This window comes from Pseudomonas sp. B14(2022) (genome assembly GCF_012030485.1).
GTDB lineage: Bacteria > Pseudomonadota > Gammaproteobacteria > Pseudomonadales > Pseudomonadaceae > Aquipseudomonas.
This window is the reverse complement of record NZ_JAAUVM010000011.1, coordinates 1-18,231: the sequence shown is the minus strand read 5'-3', so window position 1 is coordinate 18,231 and position 18,231 is coordinate 1. Positions and strand designations below refer to the sequence as shown.

13 protein-coding genes are annotated in these 18,231 nt (G+C 60.5%); 4 read left to right on the top strand and 9 right to left on the bottom strand.

Annotated elements, in window-relative coordinates; genetic code table 11:
- Positions 1-101: 101 nt before the first annotated feature.
- Genes ccoP through ccoN form a run of 4 tightly spaced genes read right to left on the bottom strand, consistent with a single transcriptional unit; the run spans position 102 to position 3,293 of the window.
- Positions 102-1,049 carry a cytochrome-c oxidase, cbb3-type subunit III gene (ccoP, locus tag HCF10_RS17230; RefSeq protein ID WP_131699649.1) on the bottom strand — a complete coding sequence of 316 codons (948 nt, stop codon included), beginning with the start codon at positions 1,047-1,049 and terminating at the stop codon, positions 102-104.
- On the bottom strand, positions 1,046-1,246 hold the full coding sequence (locus HCF10_RS17225) for a cbb3-type cytochrome oxidase subunit 3 (RefSeq protein ID WP_145337008.1): 201 nt from the start codon (positions 1,244-1,246) through the stop codon (positions 1,046-1,048). Before HCF10_RS17225 ends, ccoP begins: the two co-directional genes overlap by 4 nt.
- Before the next feature lie 3 nt (positions 1,247-1,249).
- Positions 1,250-1,858: a cytochrome-c oxidase, cbb3-type subunit II gene (gene ccoO, locus HCF10_RS17220; protein ID WP_090400253.1), complete on the bottom strand. Its 609-nt coding sequence runs from the start codon at positions 1,856-1,858 to the stop codon at positions 1,250-1,252.
- Positions 1,859-1,868: 10 nt separating this feature from the next.
- Positions 1,869-3,293 (bottom strand): cytochrome-c oxidase, cbb3-type subunit I, encoded by a 1,425-nt coding sequence (gene ccoN, locus HCF10_RS17215; RefSeq protein WP_167656044.1) that lies wholly within the window; start codon positions 3,291-3,293, stop codon positions 1,869-1,871.
- Positions 3,294-3,372: 79 nt separating this feature from the next.
- Here ccoN and HCF10_RS17210 point away from each other — a divergent pair, with 79 nt between their 5' ends.
- Positions 3,373-4,065, top strand: a complete 693-nt coding sequence (locus HCF10_RS17210; protein ID WP_167656043.1) for an alpha/beta family hydrolase — start codon at positions 3,373-3,375, stop codon at positions 4,063-4,065.
- 93 nt (positions 4,066-4,158) lie between these two features.
- Here HCF10_RS17210 and HCF10_RS17205 read toward each other — a convergent pair whose 3' ends face one another.
- Together HCF10_RS17205 and HCF10_RS17200 are read right to left on the bottom strand one after the other, a co-directional pair.
- The gene (locus HCF10_RS17205; RefSeq protein WP_145337006.1) at positions 4,159-5,724 is read right to left on the bottom strand and encodes a methyl-accepting chemotaxis protein; all 1,566 of its coding nucleotides are present in this window, start codon (positions 5,722-5,724) and stop codon (positions 4,159-4,161) included.
- A 103-nt stretch (positions 5,725-5,827) separates the two neighbouring features.
- Positions 5,828-6,619, bottom strand: a complete 792-nt coding sequence (locus HCF10_RS17200; protein ID WP_131699644.1) for a CPBP family intramembrane glutamic endopeptidase — start codon at positions 6,617-6,619, stop codon at positions 5,828-5,830.
- A gap of 425 nt (positions 6,620-7,044) precedes the next feature.
- On the opposite strand from HCF10_RS17200, the gene HCF10_RS17195 reads away from it, so the two are divergent.
- Entirely contained in the window at positions 7,045-7,905 is an 861-nt protein-coding gene (locus tag HCF10_RS17195) for a DMT family transporter (RefSeq protein ID WP_167656042.1), read from the top strand.
- A gap of 29 nt (positions 7,906-7,934) precedes the next feature.
- Here HCF10_RS17195 and HCF10_RS17190 read toward each other — a convergent pair whose 3' ends face one another.
- Together HCF10_RS17190 and HCF10_RS17185 are read right to left on the bottom strand one after the other, a co-directional pair.
- Positions 7,935-8,819 carry an EamA family transporter gene (locus HCF10_RS17190; protein ID WP_167656041.1) on the bottom strand — a complete coding sequence of 295 codons (885 nt, stop codon included), beginning with the start codon at positions 8,817-8,819 and terminating at the stop codon, positions 7,935-7,937.
- Between the two features lie 52 nt (positions 8,820-8,871).
- Positions 8,872-10,482, bottom strand: a complete 1,611-nt coding sequence (locus HCF10_RS17185; protein WP_371920976.1) for a methyl-accepting chemotaxis protein — start codon at positions 10,480-10,482, stop codon at positions 8,872-8,874.
- Between the two features lie 402 nt (positions 10,483-10,884).
- Between HCF10_RS17185 and aceK the strand changes: the two genes are divergently transcribed.
- A complete protein-coding gene (gene aceK, locus HCF10_RS17180; protein WP_145337004.1) occupies positions 10,885-12,606 on the top strand; it encodes a bifunctional isocitrate dehydrogenase kinase/phosphatase in 1,722 nt (573 codons plus the stop codon).
- 131 nt (positions 12,607-12,737) lie between these two features.
- Here the strand turns inward: aceK and HCF10_RS17175 are convergent, their stop codons facing one another.
- Positions 12,738-13,148, bottom strand: coding sequence for a hypothetical protein (locus tag HCF10_RS17175; protein ID WP_167656040.1), 411 nt, complete (start codon positions 13,146-13,148; stop codon positions 12,738-12,740).
- 1,067 nt (positions 13,149-14,215) lie between these two features.
- Between HCF10_RS17175 and hrpA the strand changes: the two genes are divergently transcribed.
- Positions 14,216-18,127: an ATP-dependent RNA helicase HrpA gene (gene hrpA / locus HCF10_RS17170; RefSeq protein WP_131698653.1), complete on the top strand. Its 3,912-nt coding sequence runs from the start codon at positions 14,216-14,218 to the stop codon at positions 18,125-18,127.
- Positions 18,128-18,231: the final 104 nt, after the last annotated feature.

Here is an 18,231-nt window from a genome sequence, read left to right as displayed (position 1 = left end):
ACCCGAATGGCAGGAGGGGAAAGGTGTGCTTTGGAAGGGTGCGACACTTGGTCGCGTAGCGCGGTAGAGCTGCCGCCCCAAATTGGGGCGGCAGTCAGGTGTTACTGAGCGGGGCTTTCTGGCGTTGCACCATCAGCGTTATGGGACAGGCTGTAAACGTAGGCGGCGAGCAGGTGCACTTTGTCATTGCCCTGCAGCGCTTCCTGCGCTGGCATCTGGCCTTGGCGGCCGTGGCGAATGGTCTGCTGCAACTGCGCGAGGCTGGTGCCGTAGATGTAACCGGCAGGCAGGGTCAGGTTCGGCGCGCCCATGGCTTCCATGCCGTGGCCTTGTGGACCGTGGCAGGCCACGCAGGTGGTGTTGAACGCGGCTTGGCCGGCAGCCAGGTCGGCAGTGCTGTCGGCCGGCAATGGCAACTTGGCGATATCGTGACGCACATAGGCCGCGACGTTTTTCACGCCCTCGTCGCCCAGTATCTCACCCCAGGCCGGCATCGCCGCGTGGCGACCGTTCATGATGGTGGTCTTGATCGCTTCGGCCGAACCGCCCCAACGCCAGATGTTGTCAGCCAGGTTTGGAAAGCCGAATGCGCCCTTGGCATCCGAGCCGTGGCACACCGCGCAGTTGGAGGCGAACAGGCGGCCGCCCATTTTCAGCGCTTGCGGGTCTTTGGCGACTTCTGCCACGGGCATGGCTGAGAATTTGGCGAAGATCGGCCCGAACTTGGTGTCGGCCTTGGCCATCTCCTTGTCCCACTCCTTGGCCGATGTCCAGCCGTTTTCATAGCCCGGCAACACGCCTTTCCAGTTGCCCAGGCCCGGGTAGAGGATCAGGTAGCCGACGGCAAACACCAGGGTGCCGGCGAACAACATGAACCACCACTGGGGCAGGGGGTTGTCGTATTCCTCGATACCGTCGAAGGCGTGGCCCATGGTCTGGTCGACACTGCCCTTGGTCTCGCCCTTGCGGGTGGCGAACAACAGCCAGGTCAGGCCGATCAGGCTGCCGATGGTCAGTACGCAGATCCATGTACTCCAGAAGGTAGTCATGGCCGGTTGCTCCTTGTTGCAGGCTCTTGGTGAGCGTCGGATGGCGAAGGTTCATCGGCGAAGGGCAGCAGGCGCGCTTCCTCGAATTCCGCGTTGCGCCGGTTGTTGAATACCCACAGCGACAGGCCGATAAAGGCGATGGCGACCACCAGCGTGCCGAGGCCGCGGATGGTGCCCGCATCGAATTCAAATCCCATGGCTCACCTCTTGCTCTTGATGGCAGTGCCGAGTACTTGCAGGTACGAAACCAGCGCGTCCATTTCGGTCTTGCCCTTGAGGCTGGCCACGGCGGCACTGATGTCGTCGTCGGTGTACGGCACGCCGAGGGTGCGCATCACTTTCAACTTGGTCTCGGTGTGGCTGTTGTCGACCGCAGCCGTGACCAACCATGGGTAGGCCGGCATTTTCGACTCAGGCACTACGTTGCGCGGGTTGTACAAGTGCGCGCGGTGCCAGTCGTCCGAGTAGCGTGCGCCGACGCGTGCCAGGTCTGGCCCGGTACGCTTGGAGCCCCACAGGAACGGGTGGTCCCACACGCTTTCACCGGCGACCGAGTAGTGGCCGTAGCGCTCGGTCTCGGCGCGGAACGGACGGATCATCTGCGAGTGGCACTGTACGCAGCCTTCACGGATGTAGATGTCGCGGCCTTCCAGTTGCAGCGCGGTGTAGGGCTTCATGCCTTCGACCGGCTTGTTGGTCACGTCCTGGAAGAACAGCGGGACGATCTGGGTCAGGCCGCCGATGCTCACGGCGAGCACCATGAGCAGCATCAGCAGGCCGACGTTTTTTTCAATCGTTTCGTGTTTCATCACTGACTCCTCAGGCCATCTGCGCGACAGGGGCGGCTTCGACAGGTTGTGCCGAGCGCACGGTGCGCCATGTGTTGTAAGCCATCAGCAACATGCCGCTGAGGAACACCGCACCGCCCACCAACCGCACGATGAAGCCTGGGTGGCTGGCCACCAGGGTTTCGACGAAGGAGTAGGTCAAGGTGCCGTCGTCGTTGATCGCACGCCACATCAGGCCCTGGGCGATGCCGTTGACCCACATCGAAGCGATGTAGAGCACGGTGCCGATGGTGGCCAGCCAGAAGTGCGCGTTGATCAGCCCGACGCTGTGCATCTGCACGCGGCCGAACAGTTTGGGGATCATGTGGTACAGCGCGCCGATGGAGATCATCGCTACCCAGCCGAGGGCGCCGGCGTGTACGTGGCCGATGGTCCAGTCGGTGTAGTGGGACAGCGAGTTGACGGTCTTGATCGCCATCATCGGCCCTTCGAAGGTCGACATGCCGTAGAACGCCAGGGACACCACGAGGAAGCGCAGGATCGGGTCGCTGCGCAACTTATGCCAGGCGCCCGACAGGGTCATCATGCCGTTGATCATGCCGCCCCAGCTCGGAGCCAGCAGTACCAGCGACATCACCATGCCCAGCGACTGTGCCCAGTCCGGCAGCGCGGTGTAGTGCAGGTGGTGAGGACCGGCCCAGATGTACAGGGTGATCAGTGCCCAGAAGTGCACGATGGACAGGCGATAGGAATACACCGGACGCTCGGCCTGTTTCGGCACGAAGTAGTACATCATCCCGAGGAAACCGGCGGTGAGGAAAAAGCCTACCGCGTTATGTCCATACCACCACTGCACCATGGCATCCGTCGCACCGCCATACAGCGAGTAGGACTTGGTCAGGCTGACCGGGATTTCCAGGTTGTTGACGATATGCAGGATCGCCACGGTGATGATGAACGCACCGAAGAACCAGTTACCGACGTAGATGTGCTTGGTGGTGCGCTTGGCCACGGTGCCAAAGAACACAATGGCGTAGGCCACCCAGACGATGGTGATCAGTATATCGATCGGCCATTCAAGCTCGGCGTATTCCTTGGAGCTGGTGTAACCCAGCGGCAAGGTGATTGCGGCCAAAAGAATGACCAACTGCCAGCCCCAGAAGCAGAACGCGGCGATTTTCGGCGCGAACAGCTGGGTTTGGCAGGTACGCTGCACCGAGTAGAAGGAGCTGGCGAACAGCGCACAGCCACCGAACGCGAAGATCACCGCGTTGGTGTGCAGTGGGCGCAGGCGGCCGAAGCTGGTCCAGGGCAAGTCGAAGTTGAGCGCGGGCCAAACCAATTGGGCGGCGAGAAAAACCCCGAGCCCCATGCCGACGATGCCCCACACCACCGTCATAATGGCGAATTGGCGGACCACCTTGTAGTTATAGGCGGTACTTAAAGTAGTGTTCATGGTTCCCCATCCACGGTTCAACCCAAGCAGATGCGGCACTTGGGCTGGAGTTATAGGCAGACTGAATAGCGAGGCAAGCATGGGCAAAGAGCACAAGGCCAGTATTGACGGGGATCAATGGGCGCAGTGTGTGCGGGAACATGGCTGGCTTTGGGATGTCGCGTCGGGCACTGCTTCGGGTGATTGCGTGACGCTGATCCTTGCCCATGGCGCCGGCGCACCGATGGACTCATCCTTCATGAACGACATGACTGCACGCCTTGCCGGGCATGGCGTCAACGTGTTGCGCTTCGAGTTTCCCTACATGGCTCAACGTCGATTGGACGGCGGTAAACGCCCGCCCAACCCGGCGCCGAAACTGTTGGAGGCGTGGCGCGGGGTGTATGCCGAGGTGCGACGTCATGTCGCTGGGAAACTGGCCATTGGCGGCAAGTCCATGGGTGGGCGCATGGCGAGTCTGTTGGCGGATGAATTGGCGGCAGATGGGCTGGTGTGCCTGGGGTATCCGTTCTATGCAGCGGGGAAACCGGAGAAACCCCGGGTCGAGCACCTGGCCGGGCTGAACACGCCGACGCTGATTGTGCAGGGCGAGCGCGATGCCTTGGGTAATCGGGTGGCGGTGGAAGGCTATGATTTGTCGCCGAGCATCGAGGTGATGTGGCTGGAGGCGGGGGATCATGACTTGAAGCCGTTGAAGGCTTCGGGGTTTACGCATGAGCAGCATTTGGAGGCTGCGGCCGTGCAAGTGGCTGAGTTTCTCAGCGCCTGTTAGGGCCAATCGGGAGCAAGCCCCCTCCCACATTCGACCGCATTCCAAGGGATGTACGCGGTTAACTGTGGGAGGGGGCTTGCTCCCGATAGCGGTCTACCGGTTGAAACGCTCGACCAACGAATACTGGGTATTCGCCGTATGCGTCAGCTCTTCACTCAACTGCGCCGAGTTCATCGCCTGCTCCGAAGTCTGATCCGCCAACAGCGCAATGGTGCTGATATTACGGCTGATCTCTTCGGCTACCGAGCTTTGCTCTTCGGTGGCGGCTGCAATCTGGGTGGTCATGTCGGTGATATGTGCCACCGCTTCACTGATGCCCACCAACGCCTGATCCGCCTCCATCACCCGCGCCACACCTTCTTCGGCCTGGCGATGCCCGGCATCCATGGTTTGCACGGCGGCGGCAGCGGTTTGCTGCAGCTTGGCGATCAGGGCATGGATCTGCCCGGTCGACTCAGTGGTGCGCTGCGCCAGTTGGCGGACTTCATCGGCGACCACCGCAAAACCACGGCCCATCTCTCCGGCACGCGCCGCTTCAATGGCGGCGTTGAGCGCCAGCAGGTTGGTTTGGTCGGCAATGCCTTTGATCACGTCGACTACGCCGCCGATCTCATCACTGTCCTTGGCCAGTTGGGTGACGGTCACGCCGGTCTCGCCCACGGCCACCGACAGACGCTGAATCGCCTCGCGGGTTTCCCCGGCAATAGAGCGACCGCGACCGGTCAGGCGATTGGCTTCCTGGGTAGCATCGGCGGTGCGCTGCACATGGCTGGCCACTTCCTGGGTGGTCGCCGCCATCTGGTTGACCGCAGTGGCCACCTGTTCGGTTTCCACGCGCTGGCGTTCCAGGCCGCTGGAGCTGTTATGCGCCAGGGTGTTGGACTGCGCCGCTTGGTCGTTGAGGTGCTCGGCAGTGTCCTGCAAACGCGTCAGGCATGTCTTCAGACGCGCCTCCTGGCTGAGGATCGACATCTCCAGGCGTGCCTGGGCGCCACGGCTGTCGGTGTACATCTGTGCGATCAACGGGTCGGACGTGGTCTGCTCGGCCAGACGCAGCAAGCGCTTGAGACCGCGCTGTTGCCAACTCAGGCCCAGCAGCCCCAATGGCACCGACAACCCCGCCGCCAGGGCAAAGCCCCAGTGGGAGTTGAGCGACGCACCGATCATGAAGCTTAACTGGCTGATCAGGATAAACGGCACCCAGTCCTGCAACACCGGCAACCACTTGTCCCGCTGGGGAACGGCCGACTTGCCCTGGTTGATGCGTTGGTAGAGCGCCTCGGCACGGCGGATCTGCTCGGCAGTGGGCTTGATGCGCACCGATTCGTAGCCGACCACCTGATTGCCTTCAAAGACCGGCGTCACATAGGCGTTAACCCAGTAGTGATCGCCCGTCTTGCAACGGTTCTTAACGATGCCCATCCATGGCAAGCCTTGTTTGAGCGTGGTCCACATATGCCCGAACACGGCCGCTGGCACGTCCGGATGACGCACCAGGTTGTGCGGGGCACGCACCAGTTCGTCGCGAGAGAACCCACTGATTTCAACGAAAGCGTCGTTGCAGTAGGTGATCACGCCTTTGGCATCTGTGGTGGAGATCAACCGTTGCTGAGCGGGGAAGGTACGTTCGCGCTGGGTAACGGGTTGGTTATTACGCATGATTGTTCAATCCGCAAGGCTTTCAATGGGTATCGGCGGTAACGGGGGTTTATTTAACTTATTTTTGCAACAATCGGCGGGTTGCTCGTTTCTGGAGGTGGTGTCAACCCGCTAGCATCGGATAGGTAAACAACCCGAAGTGAAGCAGATTCAAGCCAAAGTGCGTGGCAATCGCCGCACCCAGCCCGCCAAACCGATAAGCCAGGCCATAACCGACCCCGGCGATGCTCGCCAGCAGTACCCAATGCCACCCCGCGCCCACGTGCACCAGCCCGAACAGCAGCGACGCCAGCAGCAGCGCGAGGTTTTCGCCGTAGGGCAACTGTTTGAAGCGCCGGCTCAAGCCGCCTTGAATGTAGCCACGGAACAGCGCTTCTTCCACCAGGGTCACCAGCAGCAGGTTATTGAGCACCCACAGCCAGGCCTGGTCCGGCCATTTCGGTGCCCAACTGATCACGCCCAGCAAGGCTGCGCCACCCAGAGCGATGATGGCGGTCAGCGCCAGCGCCAACGCGGTGACGCAGATCGACAAGCGCAACGAACGCCGCGCCACAATCCACGGGCAGGCCAGCAACAACCAAAAGCCAATCAAGGGCTTGTCCTGGTTCAGGTACATCGAGAACGGCACGGCATCAGGCGTGAGGCGCTGCGGGTCAATGCCGCGTCCGTTGTAGAACCCCGGCAACCAGTGCATTGCCAGGCTCAGGGCCAGTACGATAAACAGCCCGTGGCCGAGGTTGCGTGCCCACGGCGTGCGTTGCTGGCGTACGGCATAGCCGGCGATCAACAGCAGGGCGATGGACACCAGCGCCAGCACGCCCAGTTGCCCGTAGGCCAAGGCCAGCACATAGCCGATGGAAAGCAGCGTCAGGTACAGCCAGGGCAATGCGAGCATGGGGATTCCTTGGGAAAAAACGGTCGACATTATAGCGACGGCCCGCGCGCCGGAACGTGAAAACGCCTCCACGCAACAGGGTTTGGGCAAGTGATTGCAAAACATGTCTTCGGCTGGTTATAGTCCTCCCGTCGTTATCCCTTCAAAAAGATCAGCACATGCCAGCTTCCCTGCGCATAGCGGTAGTCGATTCAGCGGTCAACGCTGTGGTCGTGCCGTGCGCGAACAAGCAGTCTGTGCAGATCAGTCACTACCCCCCACCTGTCAGTAGCACCCCGGTGTACGCAGTCGCATCACCGCCGGGTGTTGGCATTCCGGGCTGATCAGCGCGTTGCTGTTCCCGCTGTGCCTGCCTGAAAAAAAACTACTGAATTTCAGCATCTGCTGCTGAATCGGCTTTTTTTGCCTGATTACAGGTGGTATCCATGTCCGTTCTTTCGAAACACTCCGTGGCCGCGGCGGCCTCGACGAGCCTGTTTGTCCTGCTGTGGAGCAGCGGGGCGATCTTCTCCAAACTGGGCCTGGCCCATTCGTCACCCTTCGCGTTTCTGTTGATCCGCTTTGCCGTCGCCCTTGCAGGCTTGGTGGTGCTGGTGCCGATCCTCAAGCTGAAACTGCCGCGTCCCGGCAAGCCCATGCTGTACGCGGCGGCAACCGGATTGGTGTTGTTGGGGGCCTATCAGATTTTCTATCTGCTGGCCCTGGACCTCAACGTCACCCCCGGCGTCATGGCGAACATCATGGGGGTGCAGCCGATCCTCACCGTGGTGCTGATGGAGCGCCAGCGTTCCTGGCGTCGCATGTTCGGCCTGAGTCTGGGCTTGGCCGGGCTGATCATGGTGGTCTACCAAGGCATCGGGCTGTCGGGCATGTCCCTGGCCGGGATGCTGTTCGGGCTGTTGGCCCTGGCAAGCATGACCTTCGGCTCGATCATGCAAAAGCGTATCACCGACAACCCCCTCGGCACCCTGCCGGTGCAGTACTTGGCGGGGCTGTTGTTGTGTTCGGTGTTTGTGCCGTTCCAGCCGTTCCATGTTGAACACAACGCCGGCTTTTACCTGCCGGTGCTGTGGATGGGCCTGGTGGTGTCGGTACTGGCAACGCTGTTGCTGTACCGTCTGATCGCCAGGGGCAACCTGGTGAATGTCACCAGCCTGTTCTACCTGGTGCCGGCGGTGACGGCGGTGATGGATTACCTGATCTTCGGCAACCGGCTGGCGGTGCTGAGCCTGTTGGGGATGGGCTTGATCATCATTGGGCTGGTCTTCGTGTTCCGCAAAAACTGACCCCCCCGTAGGCGCCGGCCAGCCGGTGCCTACGGTTTTCGAGGCCGCAATACCAGCCACAACGCCCCGGCAATCAACATGCCGCCATATAAATGCGCCATTGATAACGGTTCGTCGAGCAACAGCGCCCCCCACAACACCCCAAACGGCGGGATCAGGAAGGTGGTGGTCATCGATCTCACCGGTCCGATAGCGGTGAGCAGTCGGAAGTACAAAACATAAGCAAACGCCGTACACACCAATCCCAACCCCAGCAACGACAGCCACACCTGCCACCCACCCCAGCTCGCGGGCGGATGGCTGATCGCGCTGTAGGCAAACAACGGCAGCAGAAACAGCGTCGCGCCCAGCATGCTGCCCAGGGCCGCGAGACGACTGTCCAGCCCGCCACGCTGGTCCAGCCAGCGCCGCGCCAGGAAACCGGCAAAGCCATAGCAGGTGGTGGCCAACAGGCAGGCCAGTGCGCCCATCAATAATTCCAGGTCAAACGCCACCGGCCCTGCGCGAGTCAGCACGCCCACGCCGAACAGGCCCAGGCACACCCCGGCGATTTTCGACGCGGTGAGGCGCTCACTGAAAAACAGCCCGCCAATCAACACGCCCATCAACGGCGTGGTGGCATTGAAGATCGCCGAGTAACCCGCCGGCAGCACCTGGGCCGCCACCGAATACATGGTCGCCGGGATCCCCGAGTTGATCACCCCCAGTAATAGCACGGTCTTGAACTTGCCCTGGAAATCCCAGCTCACCCGCATCACCGCCAGCATCACCAGCAAGCCTGCGGCGGCAATCGATACGCGGAAAAATGCGGTCGGCACCGTGCCGATTTCCGGCGCGATGATGCGCATGAACAGAAAGCTCGCGCCCCAGATGGCGGCGAGTCCCAGCAGGTAAAGGGTGTCAACAGGCCTCACGGAACACTCCTACATCAATAAGGCGGCGAGTGTTGCACGCCGCTTTCACTGATTACAGGACAAACCGCGTCACCAGCCCATTGAGGTCCACCGCCAGCCGCGACAGTTCCTGGCTGGCGGCCGAGGTCTGGGTGGCGCCGGCGGCGGTCTGGGTGGAGAGGTCGCGGATGTTCACCAGGCTGCGGTCCACATCACGCGCTACCAGTGCCTGTTGCTCGGCGGCGCTGGCTATCACCAGGTTGCGCTGGCTGATCTGCGAGATGGCGGCGGTGATTTTCTCCAGGGCGCTGCCGGCGCCGTTGGCCCGTTGCAGGGTCTGGCCGGCGTGCTCGGCACTGCTGTTCAACGCTGTGACCGTATCCTGGGTGCCTTGCTGGATACCGGTGATCATCTGCTCGATTTCTTCGGTGGAGTCCTGGGTGCGCTGTGCCAGCGAACGCACCTCGTCGGCGACTACCGCGAACCCACGCCCGGCTTCACCGGCACGCGCCGCTTCAATCGCTGCGTTGAGCGCCAGCAGGTTGGTTTGCCCGGCAATGCCGCGAATCACTTCCAGCACCTTGCTGATGTCCTGGGCTTGCAGCGCCAGGCCTTCGGCCTTGTTGGAGGCGCCGAGCACTTCGTCCACCAGGTTCTGGATCGAGTTGATGGTTTCGCTGATCTGGTAGTGGCCGTGCTTGCTGTCTTCATCGGAAGCCTGGGACGCCTCGGCACTGGACACCGCATTGCCCGCGACCTGGTCCACCGCCGTGCTCATCTCGGTCACGGCGGTGGCAGCCTGCTCGATTTCATCATTCTGCGCCTGCAGGCCGCGCGTGCTTTGTTCCATCACCGAGCTCATTTCTTCGGCGGCGGAAGCCAGTTGCTGCGCCGATTCGCTGATGCCACGGATGGTGGTCTGCAGCTGCACTTGCATGGTCGCCAAGGCGGTCAGCAATTGCGCGGGTTCGTCATGGCCGCGCACCACAATCGGCTGGCTCAAGTCGCCGGCGGCGATGGTGCGAGCCACCTTCAGGGCCTGGCCGATCGGCGCGGTGATGCTGCGGGTCAGCAGCCAGGCCAGCAGTAAGGTGGTGATCAGGGCGACGGCGATAATCAGGCCGACAATCCACTGTGCGCTCGAATACATCCGTGCGGCCGAATCAGCCGCCGCTTCGACGCCGTTCTGGTTAAAGACGATCAGTTTTTCCAGGCTCTGGCTCAAGATCGTGCCCTGAGGGGCGAGGCGGCTGACGAGCAGGTCGAGGGCGTCTTGCTGTTGATCCTTGTCCACCAAAGCGACCATCTGCCCGACGATGGCCAGGTACGTTGCGACATTGCTCTTGAGGGTTTTCAGCAGATCGCGCTCTTCGTCATTGCTCAGCAAGGTTTCATGGCGATCGAGCAGGGCTTGCAGTTCGTTGCTGGTACGGCTGATCAGGCCTCTGCTGGTGTCACGCACGCGAGATTCGTCGGTGCTCACCAGGCGCAGGGATTCCAGGCGGATGGTGGCCACCAAGGCTGCGCTGTCGTGGATATTCTCGATGCTCGGCATCCACGACTGTTCAATGACCAGCGCGCTTTCGCGCAGCTTGGCCATCTGGCCCAGGCCAAACATTCCCACAATCACCAGCAAGCTGGCCAAAACCCCAAAACTCAGGCCGGCACGCAGACCGATCCTCATATTCCTCAATGACATCTCAATGCTCCTTGGGCGATTAGAACCTGCTCCCGGATCGGTCTTCGGACCTTGTTAGGGTGGGAGAGGGCGCGCTGTATATCAAAGTGCCATTAAGGTGGTAATCGGGGTTTCCCTTAGTTGAATCCAAAGCCCTGCGGAGGGTGCGCCCCCGCGCTGGCTGGCGGTTTCCCGCCTCTACCGGCCAGGCCACGATGGTAAAGGCGTGTGGATAAAACGCGCTGGGACTGTAAGGGGCGTTTATTGACCAGATGGTCGAATTAAAAAATTGAAAATAAATGTACGAAATGAACAAAGCCGTACAAGTCAGTGCAAAAAATGACCCTTCTCCTGCCTTCGTACACTGGCTAAGCTCAGGGCTTCCAGATACCCGTAGAGGTTTCCCGCATGTCGACATCCACGCCCGCCCTCGCTATCGCCCGCACGATCCTCGAAGGCTTCGACGATTACCGCGAGCACTTTCGCCAGATCACCGATGGCGCCCGCGAGCGTTTCGAAAAGGCCCAGTGGCAGCAGGGGCAAGCGGCCTCGGCGGCGCGGATCAACCTGTATGAAGACAAGGTCGGTGAAGTGACCACGCGCCTGCGTGGGAATTTCGAGGGCGGCACATTGTTCGACATTGATCTATGGCCGCTGGTGAAAAGCGCCTACATCGGCCTGATCGACCTGCGTTTTGACGATGAGCTGTCCGAGACCTGGTACAACTCGATCTTCTGCGGCCTGTTCAGCCACGACCTGATCAGCGACGGCTGCATGTTCATCCACACCACTCGGCCGAGCCTGCGCCGGGCACGGGCGGCACAAACCCGGATCTACGCGCCTGCCGGCCAGATTCCCGAAATGCTCGCGCAGATTTTTGCGGACTATCGTTTCAGCGAGCCCTACGCCGATCTGGCGGCCGACCTGGGGCGCCTCGAAATCCAACTGCGGGAAAACCTGCCGGACTGGGTGTGCAAGGATCCGGACCTCAAGGTCGAGCTGTTTTCCTCGGTGCTCTACCGCAACAAAGGCGCCTACCTCGTAGGGCGCATCTACACCCGCGACGAGCAATGGCCCCTGGTGATTCCGCTGCTGCACCGCGAAGGGCAGGGCATCCAAATCGATGCGTTGATCACCGACGAGGCGGAGGTGTCGATCATCTTTTCGTTCACCCGTTCCTACTTCATGGTCGACGTGCCGGTGCCGGCGGAATTCGTCGGCTTTCTCAAACGCATCCTGCCGGGCAAGCACATCGCCGAGCTGTACACCTCGATTGGTTTCTACAAGCACGGCAAATCGGAGTTTTACCGCGCGCTTATCAACCACCTGGCCACCACCGACGATCAATTCATCATGGCCCCCGGCGTACGTGGCATGGTCATGAGTGTGTTCACCCTGCCGGGCTTCAACACCGTGTTCAAGATCATCAAGGACCGATTTTCACCGTCGAAAAACGTCAACCGCGCCACGGTGATCGAGAAGTACCGCCTGGTCAAAAGCGTCGATCGCGTCGGGCGCATGGCCGATACCCAGGAGTTTGCCGACTTCCGCTTTCCCCTGAGCAAGTTCGAGCCCGAGTGCCTGGCTGAATTGTTGGACGTCGCTGCCGGCACCGTCGAAGTGGAAGGCGACACCGTGCTGATTCGCCACTGCTGGACCGAACGGCGCATGACCCCGCTGAACCTCTACCTGGAAAACGCCAACCCCGCCCAGGTGCGTGAAGCCCTGGAAGACTACGGCCTGGCGATCAAGCAACTGGCGGCGGCGAATATCTTCCCCGGCGACATGCTGCTGAAGAACTTCGGCGTTACCCGCCATGGGCGCGTAGTGTTTTATGACTATGACGAAATCTGCTTTCTCACCGAGGCCAACTTTCGCCACATCCCCGCGCCGCGTACCCCCGAGGACGAAATGGCGTCCGAGCCCTGGTACTCCATCGGCCCGCTGGATGTATTCCCGGAAGAATTCCCGCCGTTTCTGTTCGCCGATGCCGGCCAGCGCAAGTTGTTCGATCAACTGCACGGCGAGCTGTACAACGCCGATTACTGGAAAGGCCTGCAGGATACGATTCGGGCGGGAAAGGTGATTGATGTGTTTCCGTATCGGCGCAGGTGGGGAGAAGTGTCTTGAACCGCTCGGTCACTGTGGTTTAGCACACCCTGGAGTGGGCCTACTGAAAAAAACTACTGGCAATTATAAAAGTGCCAGTAGTTCAAGGTGATGCAGGTTATAAGTCGATATGTCTAATGGTTCGGTTGAGTTTACTTCAGGAATGGCATGTCTTTGTTAGTTTCCAGTATCCTGTCACTCCAGTTAGTCAAACGGTTCCTGTCTGTTTCGTTGGGCGAACTCCTCTGGCCTTTAGCCGTTGCCTGGTAGAGGTCATTCATCGATTCTTTATACGTTTTGTCGATATTCTTGGTTGAATATCCTTTGTCCTGCAATTCAATTTTTCTCTGTAGCAAACCTATAGGCTTGTCAACGTAACTTTTACCGAATTTGGACGTGGGGAAGTCGGTGGGGAGACTTTTTAAAGTTTCAATGGTTTTCCACGAGCTGGAGGAAGATGCCGATGCACCTTGTGGCATGCTGTCGGGCGTACGTTGGTGCTTTTCCGCAAATGAATGTCCATAGCCTCCGACACGAGAGGAAGACATGCGATCTATAGGCATAAAAACTCCGATGAACACTGTTGTTGATGATTGATAAACAGCGCGCCGAATATAATTTCGATATTACATCAGCGCATCAGTGAGTTCTCACAAAAGTGCGAGATGCTTCTTTATTCCTCTGGTGAAATAGTTTTCTATGTTTTTTAATGGCGTATTCAAGTATCGAATGGAAAAAGACGCGTCTTCTTGGCTTTTCTTTTGTTAAAGGTTACTCATGAAGCGCATTCCTCGATTGGCCTGGCTTGTAGTGTGGTAGTTCGCGATTCGATTGGCTGTCAGGTTGGTGGCTGGCGCGGATGGAGTACGGCTATTGCTCGTCGAACGCTGCGTACCTGTTGCTCGCGCATAGCTGGGAGGGTGTTCATAGGGCGGCGGGTTTCGAGGATTCGTTGCTTCGGCGTAGGAGGGCGGGTTGTCTAGGCGCGTAGTGGATGGACTGATCTCCATGGAAACTCCTGTTCACGTTAAGAAATGAAGGTTGGCCAGATGTGTCTGGAAGTTTTATTGAACCTTTCACACGCCATCCATTCCATCGGACTTATGCTGTTAAAAAGACAGAATGATCCACTCGGTGTCGTAGTAAATGTCCTTTTAGGCGGTAGGTCAGCGCGGTCGTGATTGACTGACCGTCTCCAGACTTGCCGAAATCTTCGACAATTCCTTCCTCTTTGATGACTTGCGCTTTGCACTATTGGCACCCGGGCATTGTGGGGTGTTCATAGGGCGGCGGGTTCCGAGAACTCATTGCTTCAGCGTAAGAGGGCGGGTCGTCTGAGCGTGTAGTGGACGGCATGATCTGCATGGAGGCTCCGTTTCACATTAGGTTGGTGTCTGGAAGTCTCATTGAACCGTTCACATGCCATCCATCCCATCGGACTGCTGCTATTGAAACTACCGAATGGTCCACTCAGTGTCGTAGTAAATATCGTCCTCAGTGGTAAGTCAGCGCAGTCATGATTGACTGACCGTCTCCATACTTGTCGAAATCTGCGACAATCCCCGTCCTCTCTGACGACTTACGCTGCGCAGGCCTCACCTGCCTCACCCAAAAGACCCTTGCCGCCCTGATGACTGACCAAGCGCCCGCTATCGACCAACTGCTGAAAAACCTCGACCACGCCATGCTCGCCGACCGACACCGCTTGCGGCGCCAGTTGCTCGAGCTGCGCAAGAAACCCGACGAGGAGAAGCTGGCGCAGTGGGTCACGCGCATGCAGGCGTCCTGCGCCCAGGTCACGGCGCGGCGTGCCAGCCTGCCGGTGATTCGTTACGACGACAGCCTGCCGATTGCCGCCAAGCGCGATGAGATCAAGGACGCGCTGCTCAAGCATCAGGTGCTGATCATTGCCGGCGAAACCGGCTCGGGTAAGACCACCCAGTTGCCGAAAATCTGCCTGGAAATCGGCCGCGGCCAATACGGCCTGATCGGCCATACCCAGCCACGCCGGATCGCTGCGCGCAGCGTAGCCAGCCGCGTCGCCGAAGAGTTGGCCACGCCGCTGGGTGCGTTGGTCGGCTATCAGGTGCGCTTCGAAGACCAGAGCGACGCCAACACCCTGATCAAGCTGATGACCGACGGCATCCTGCTGGCGGAAACCCAGAACGACCGTTACCTGGAACGCTACGACACGATCATCGTCGACGAAGCCCACGAACGCAGCCTGAACATCGACTTCCTGCTGGGTTACCTGAAAACCCTGCTGCCGCGTCGTCCGGACCTGAAAGTCATCATCACGTCGGCGACCATCGACCTGGAACGTTTTTCCAAGCACTTCGACGACGCACCGATTGTCGAGGTCTCGGGTCGTACCTTTCCGGTCGACACCTGGTATCGCCCGCTGACCCTGGAACAGGACGAGGAAGGCAACCGTGTCGAAGACGACCTGACCGTCGACCAGGCGATCCTCGCCACCCTCGACGAAATCGCCGCCTATGAGCGCAGCGAACGGCGCAGTCCCGGCGACGTGCTGGTGTTTTTGCCCGGCGAGCGCGAGATTCGCGACGCGGCCGACATGCTGCGCAAGGCCCAGCTCAAGCACACCGAGATCCTGCCGTTGTACGCGCGCCTGTCGCCGGCCGAACAACAGCGCATTTTCCAGTCTCACCCAGGGCGCCGCGTGGTACTGGCGACCAACGTCGCGGAAACCTCGCTGACGGTGCCGGGCATTCGTTATGTGATCGACAGCGGCACCGCTCGCATCAGCCGCTACAGCTACCGCGCCAAGGTGCAGCGCCTGCCGATCGAGGCGATTTCCCAGGCCAGTGCCAACCAGCGTAAAGGTCGTTGCGGCAGGGTGGAGCCGGGGATTTGCATTCGGTTGTACAGCGAAGAGGATTTTATCGGGCGTCCGGAATTTACCGACCCGGAAATCCTGCGCACCAACCTCGCGGCGGTGATCCTGCAGATGCTGCACCTGCGCCTGGGCGAAATCACCGACTTCCCGTTTATCGAGCCGCCGGATGGCAAGGCCATCAGCGACGGTTTCAACCTGTTGCAGGAACTCTCGGCGGTCGACCGCAACAGCCAGCTGACCCCACTGGGCCGCCAGTTGGCGCGCCTGCCGGTGGACCCGCGCATGGGCCGCATGCTGCTCGAAGCCGCCAAGCTTGGCAGTTTGCAGGAAGTGTTGATCGTGGCCAGTGCCATGTCGATCCAGGACCCGCGCGAGCGCCCACCGGAGCGTCAGCAGGCCGCCGATCAGGCCCACGCACAATGGAAGGACCCGGATTCGGACTTCGCCGGGCTGGTCAATTTGTGGCGTGGCTTTGAAGAGCAGCGCCAAGAGCTGACCGCCAGCCCGCTGCGCAACTGGTGCCGCAAGAACTTCCTCAACTACCTGCGCCTGCGCGAGTGGCGCGATTCCCATCGCCAGTTGAGCCTGATCTGTCGCGACATGCAGTTAACCGTCAACAAAGAACCGGCAGACTTCCCCAAGCTGCACAAGGCGGTGCTGTCCGGTCTGCTCAGCCAGATCGGCCAGAAGACCGAGGACGGCGATTACCTTGGCGCCCGTCAGCGACGTTTCTGGATTCACCCGTCCTCGGGGATCGGCAAAAAACGCCCGCAATGGCTGATGACCGCCGAACTGGTGGAGACCACCAAGCTGTATGCACGCATGGTGGCGAAGATCGATGCCGACTGGATCGAACCGCTGGCCGGGCACTTGATCAAGAAGAACCACTTCGAACCCCACTGGGAGAAGAAGCGCGGCCAGGTGGTGGCGTTCGAGCAGATCACCCTGTTCGGGCTGATCGTGGTCGGGCGTCGGCCGGTGCATTACGGGCCGATTGACCCGGTGGTGTCGCGCGAGCTGTTTATTCGCGAAGGTCTGGTGCGCGGTGAGATCCAGTCCCGCGCCAAGTGCCTCACGGCCAACCAGCAACTGCTGGAGCAACTCGACGAACTGGAAGCCAAGGCGCGCCGCCGCGATATCCTGGCCGATGAAGAAACCCTGTACGCCTTCTACGATGCACGGCTGCCGGCGGAGATCCACCAGACCGCCACCTTTGACAGCTGGTACAAGGTCAACAGCCAGAAAGATCCGCAGTTGCTGATCATGCGCGAAGAAGACGTGCTGGCCCGCGAGGCCAGTGAAGTCACTGCCGCGCATTACCCGGACACCCTGCACCTGGGCGATCTGGAACTGGCCCTGAGTTACCACTTCGAACCCAACCACCCCCGCGACGGCGTGACCCTGCGCGTACCGGCACCGCTGCTGCCGGCCTTGCCGCCGGAGCGTCTGGAGTGGCTGGTGCCTGGGGTGATCGAAGCCAAGTGCATCGCCCTGGTGCGCAACCTGCCCAAGGCCCTGCGCAAGAACTTCGTGCCGGTGCCGGATTTCGTCAAGGCGGCGCTGCAGCGCATCGAGTTTGGTCAGGGCTCGCTGCCCCAGGCATTGGGGCGCGAGTTGCTGCGCATGACCGGGGCGCGGGTCAGCGATGAGGCCTGGGCCGAAGCGGCGCAGCAGGTGGAAAACCATCTGAAGATGAACCTGGAAGTGGTCGACGGCCAAGGCAAGTTCCTTGGCGAAGGCCGCGACCTGGCCGAGTTGACCGCGCGTTTTGTCGAAGCCAGCCAGGCCGCGCTGGCCGTGCCGCACACCGCGAAAAGCCAGCAGCCGGTGGAGGCCAAGGTGTTCGCGGCGGTGGCCGAGAAAACCCAGCAGAAGATCGCCGGGCTGTCGATGACGGTCTACCCGGCGCTGGTGGAAGAAAACGGCACCGTCAAAGAGGGACGTTTTTCCACCGCCGCCGAGGCTGAGTTCCAGCACCGCCGTGCGTTGCAGCGCCTGCTGATGCAGCAATTGGCGGAACCGGCCAAATTCCTGCGCGGCAAATTGCCCGGCCTCACTGAACTGGGCCTGATGTACCGCGAACTGGGGCGTATCGATGCCCTGGTGGAAGACATCCTGCTGGCCAGCCTCGACACCTGCGTGCTGGACGGCGAAGCCAGTTTGCCGCGTGACGGTGCCGGATTGGCGGCGCTGGCTGAACGCAAGCGTGGCAGTTGGACCGAACACGCCGAACGCCTGGCGCGCCTGACCCTGGAAGTGCTGAAGCTCTGGCATGGCCTGCAAAAGCGCTTCAAGGGCAAGATCGACCTGGCCCAGGCCGTGGCCCTGAACGACATCAAGCAGCAATTGAGCAACCTGGTGTATCCCGGCTTTGTGCGCGAAACCCCGGCGCAGTGGTTCAAGGAATTGCCGCGTTTTCTCAAGGCCATTGAATTGCGCCTGGAGAAACTGCCGAGCCAGGTGCAAAAGGACCGCGTGTGGAGCAGCGAGCTGGGCGGCCTGTGGGCGCAGTACCAGAACCGCTTGAACAAGCACACCCAGGAAGGCAAGCGCGACCCGCAACTGGAGCTGTATCGCTGGTGGTTGGAGGAGTATCGGGTGTCGTTGTTTGCCCAGCAGCTGGGTACCAAGGTGCCGATTTCCGACAAGCGCTTGAGCAAGCAGTGGAGCCAAGTAGAGCCCTGAAGCTCTCCCTGTCTCCAAGACTGAGCAGGTCCAAATGCGGGAGGGGGCTTGCCCCCGATAGCGGTGTATCAGTCACAGAATCTTTGTCTGACACACCGCTATCG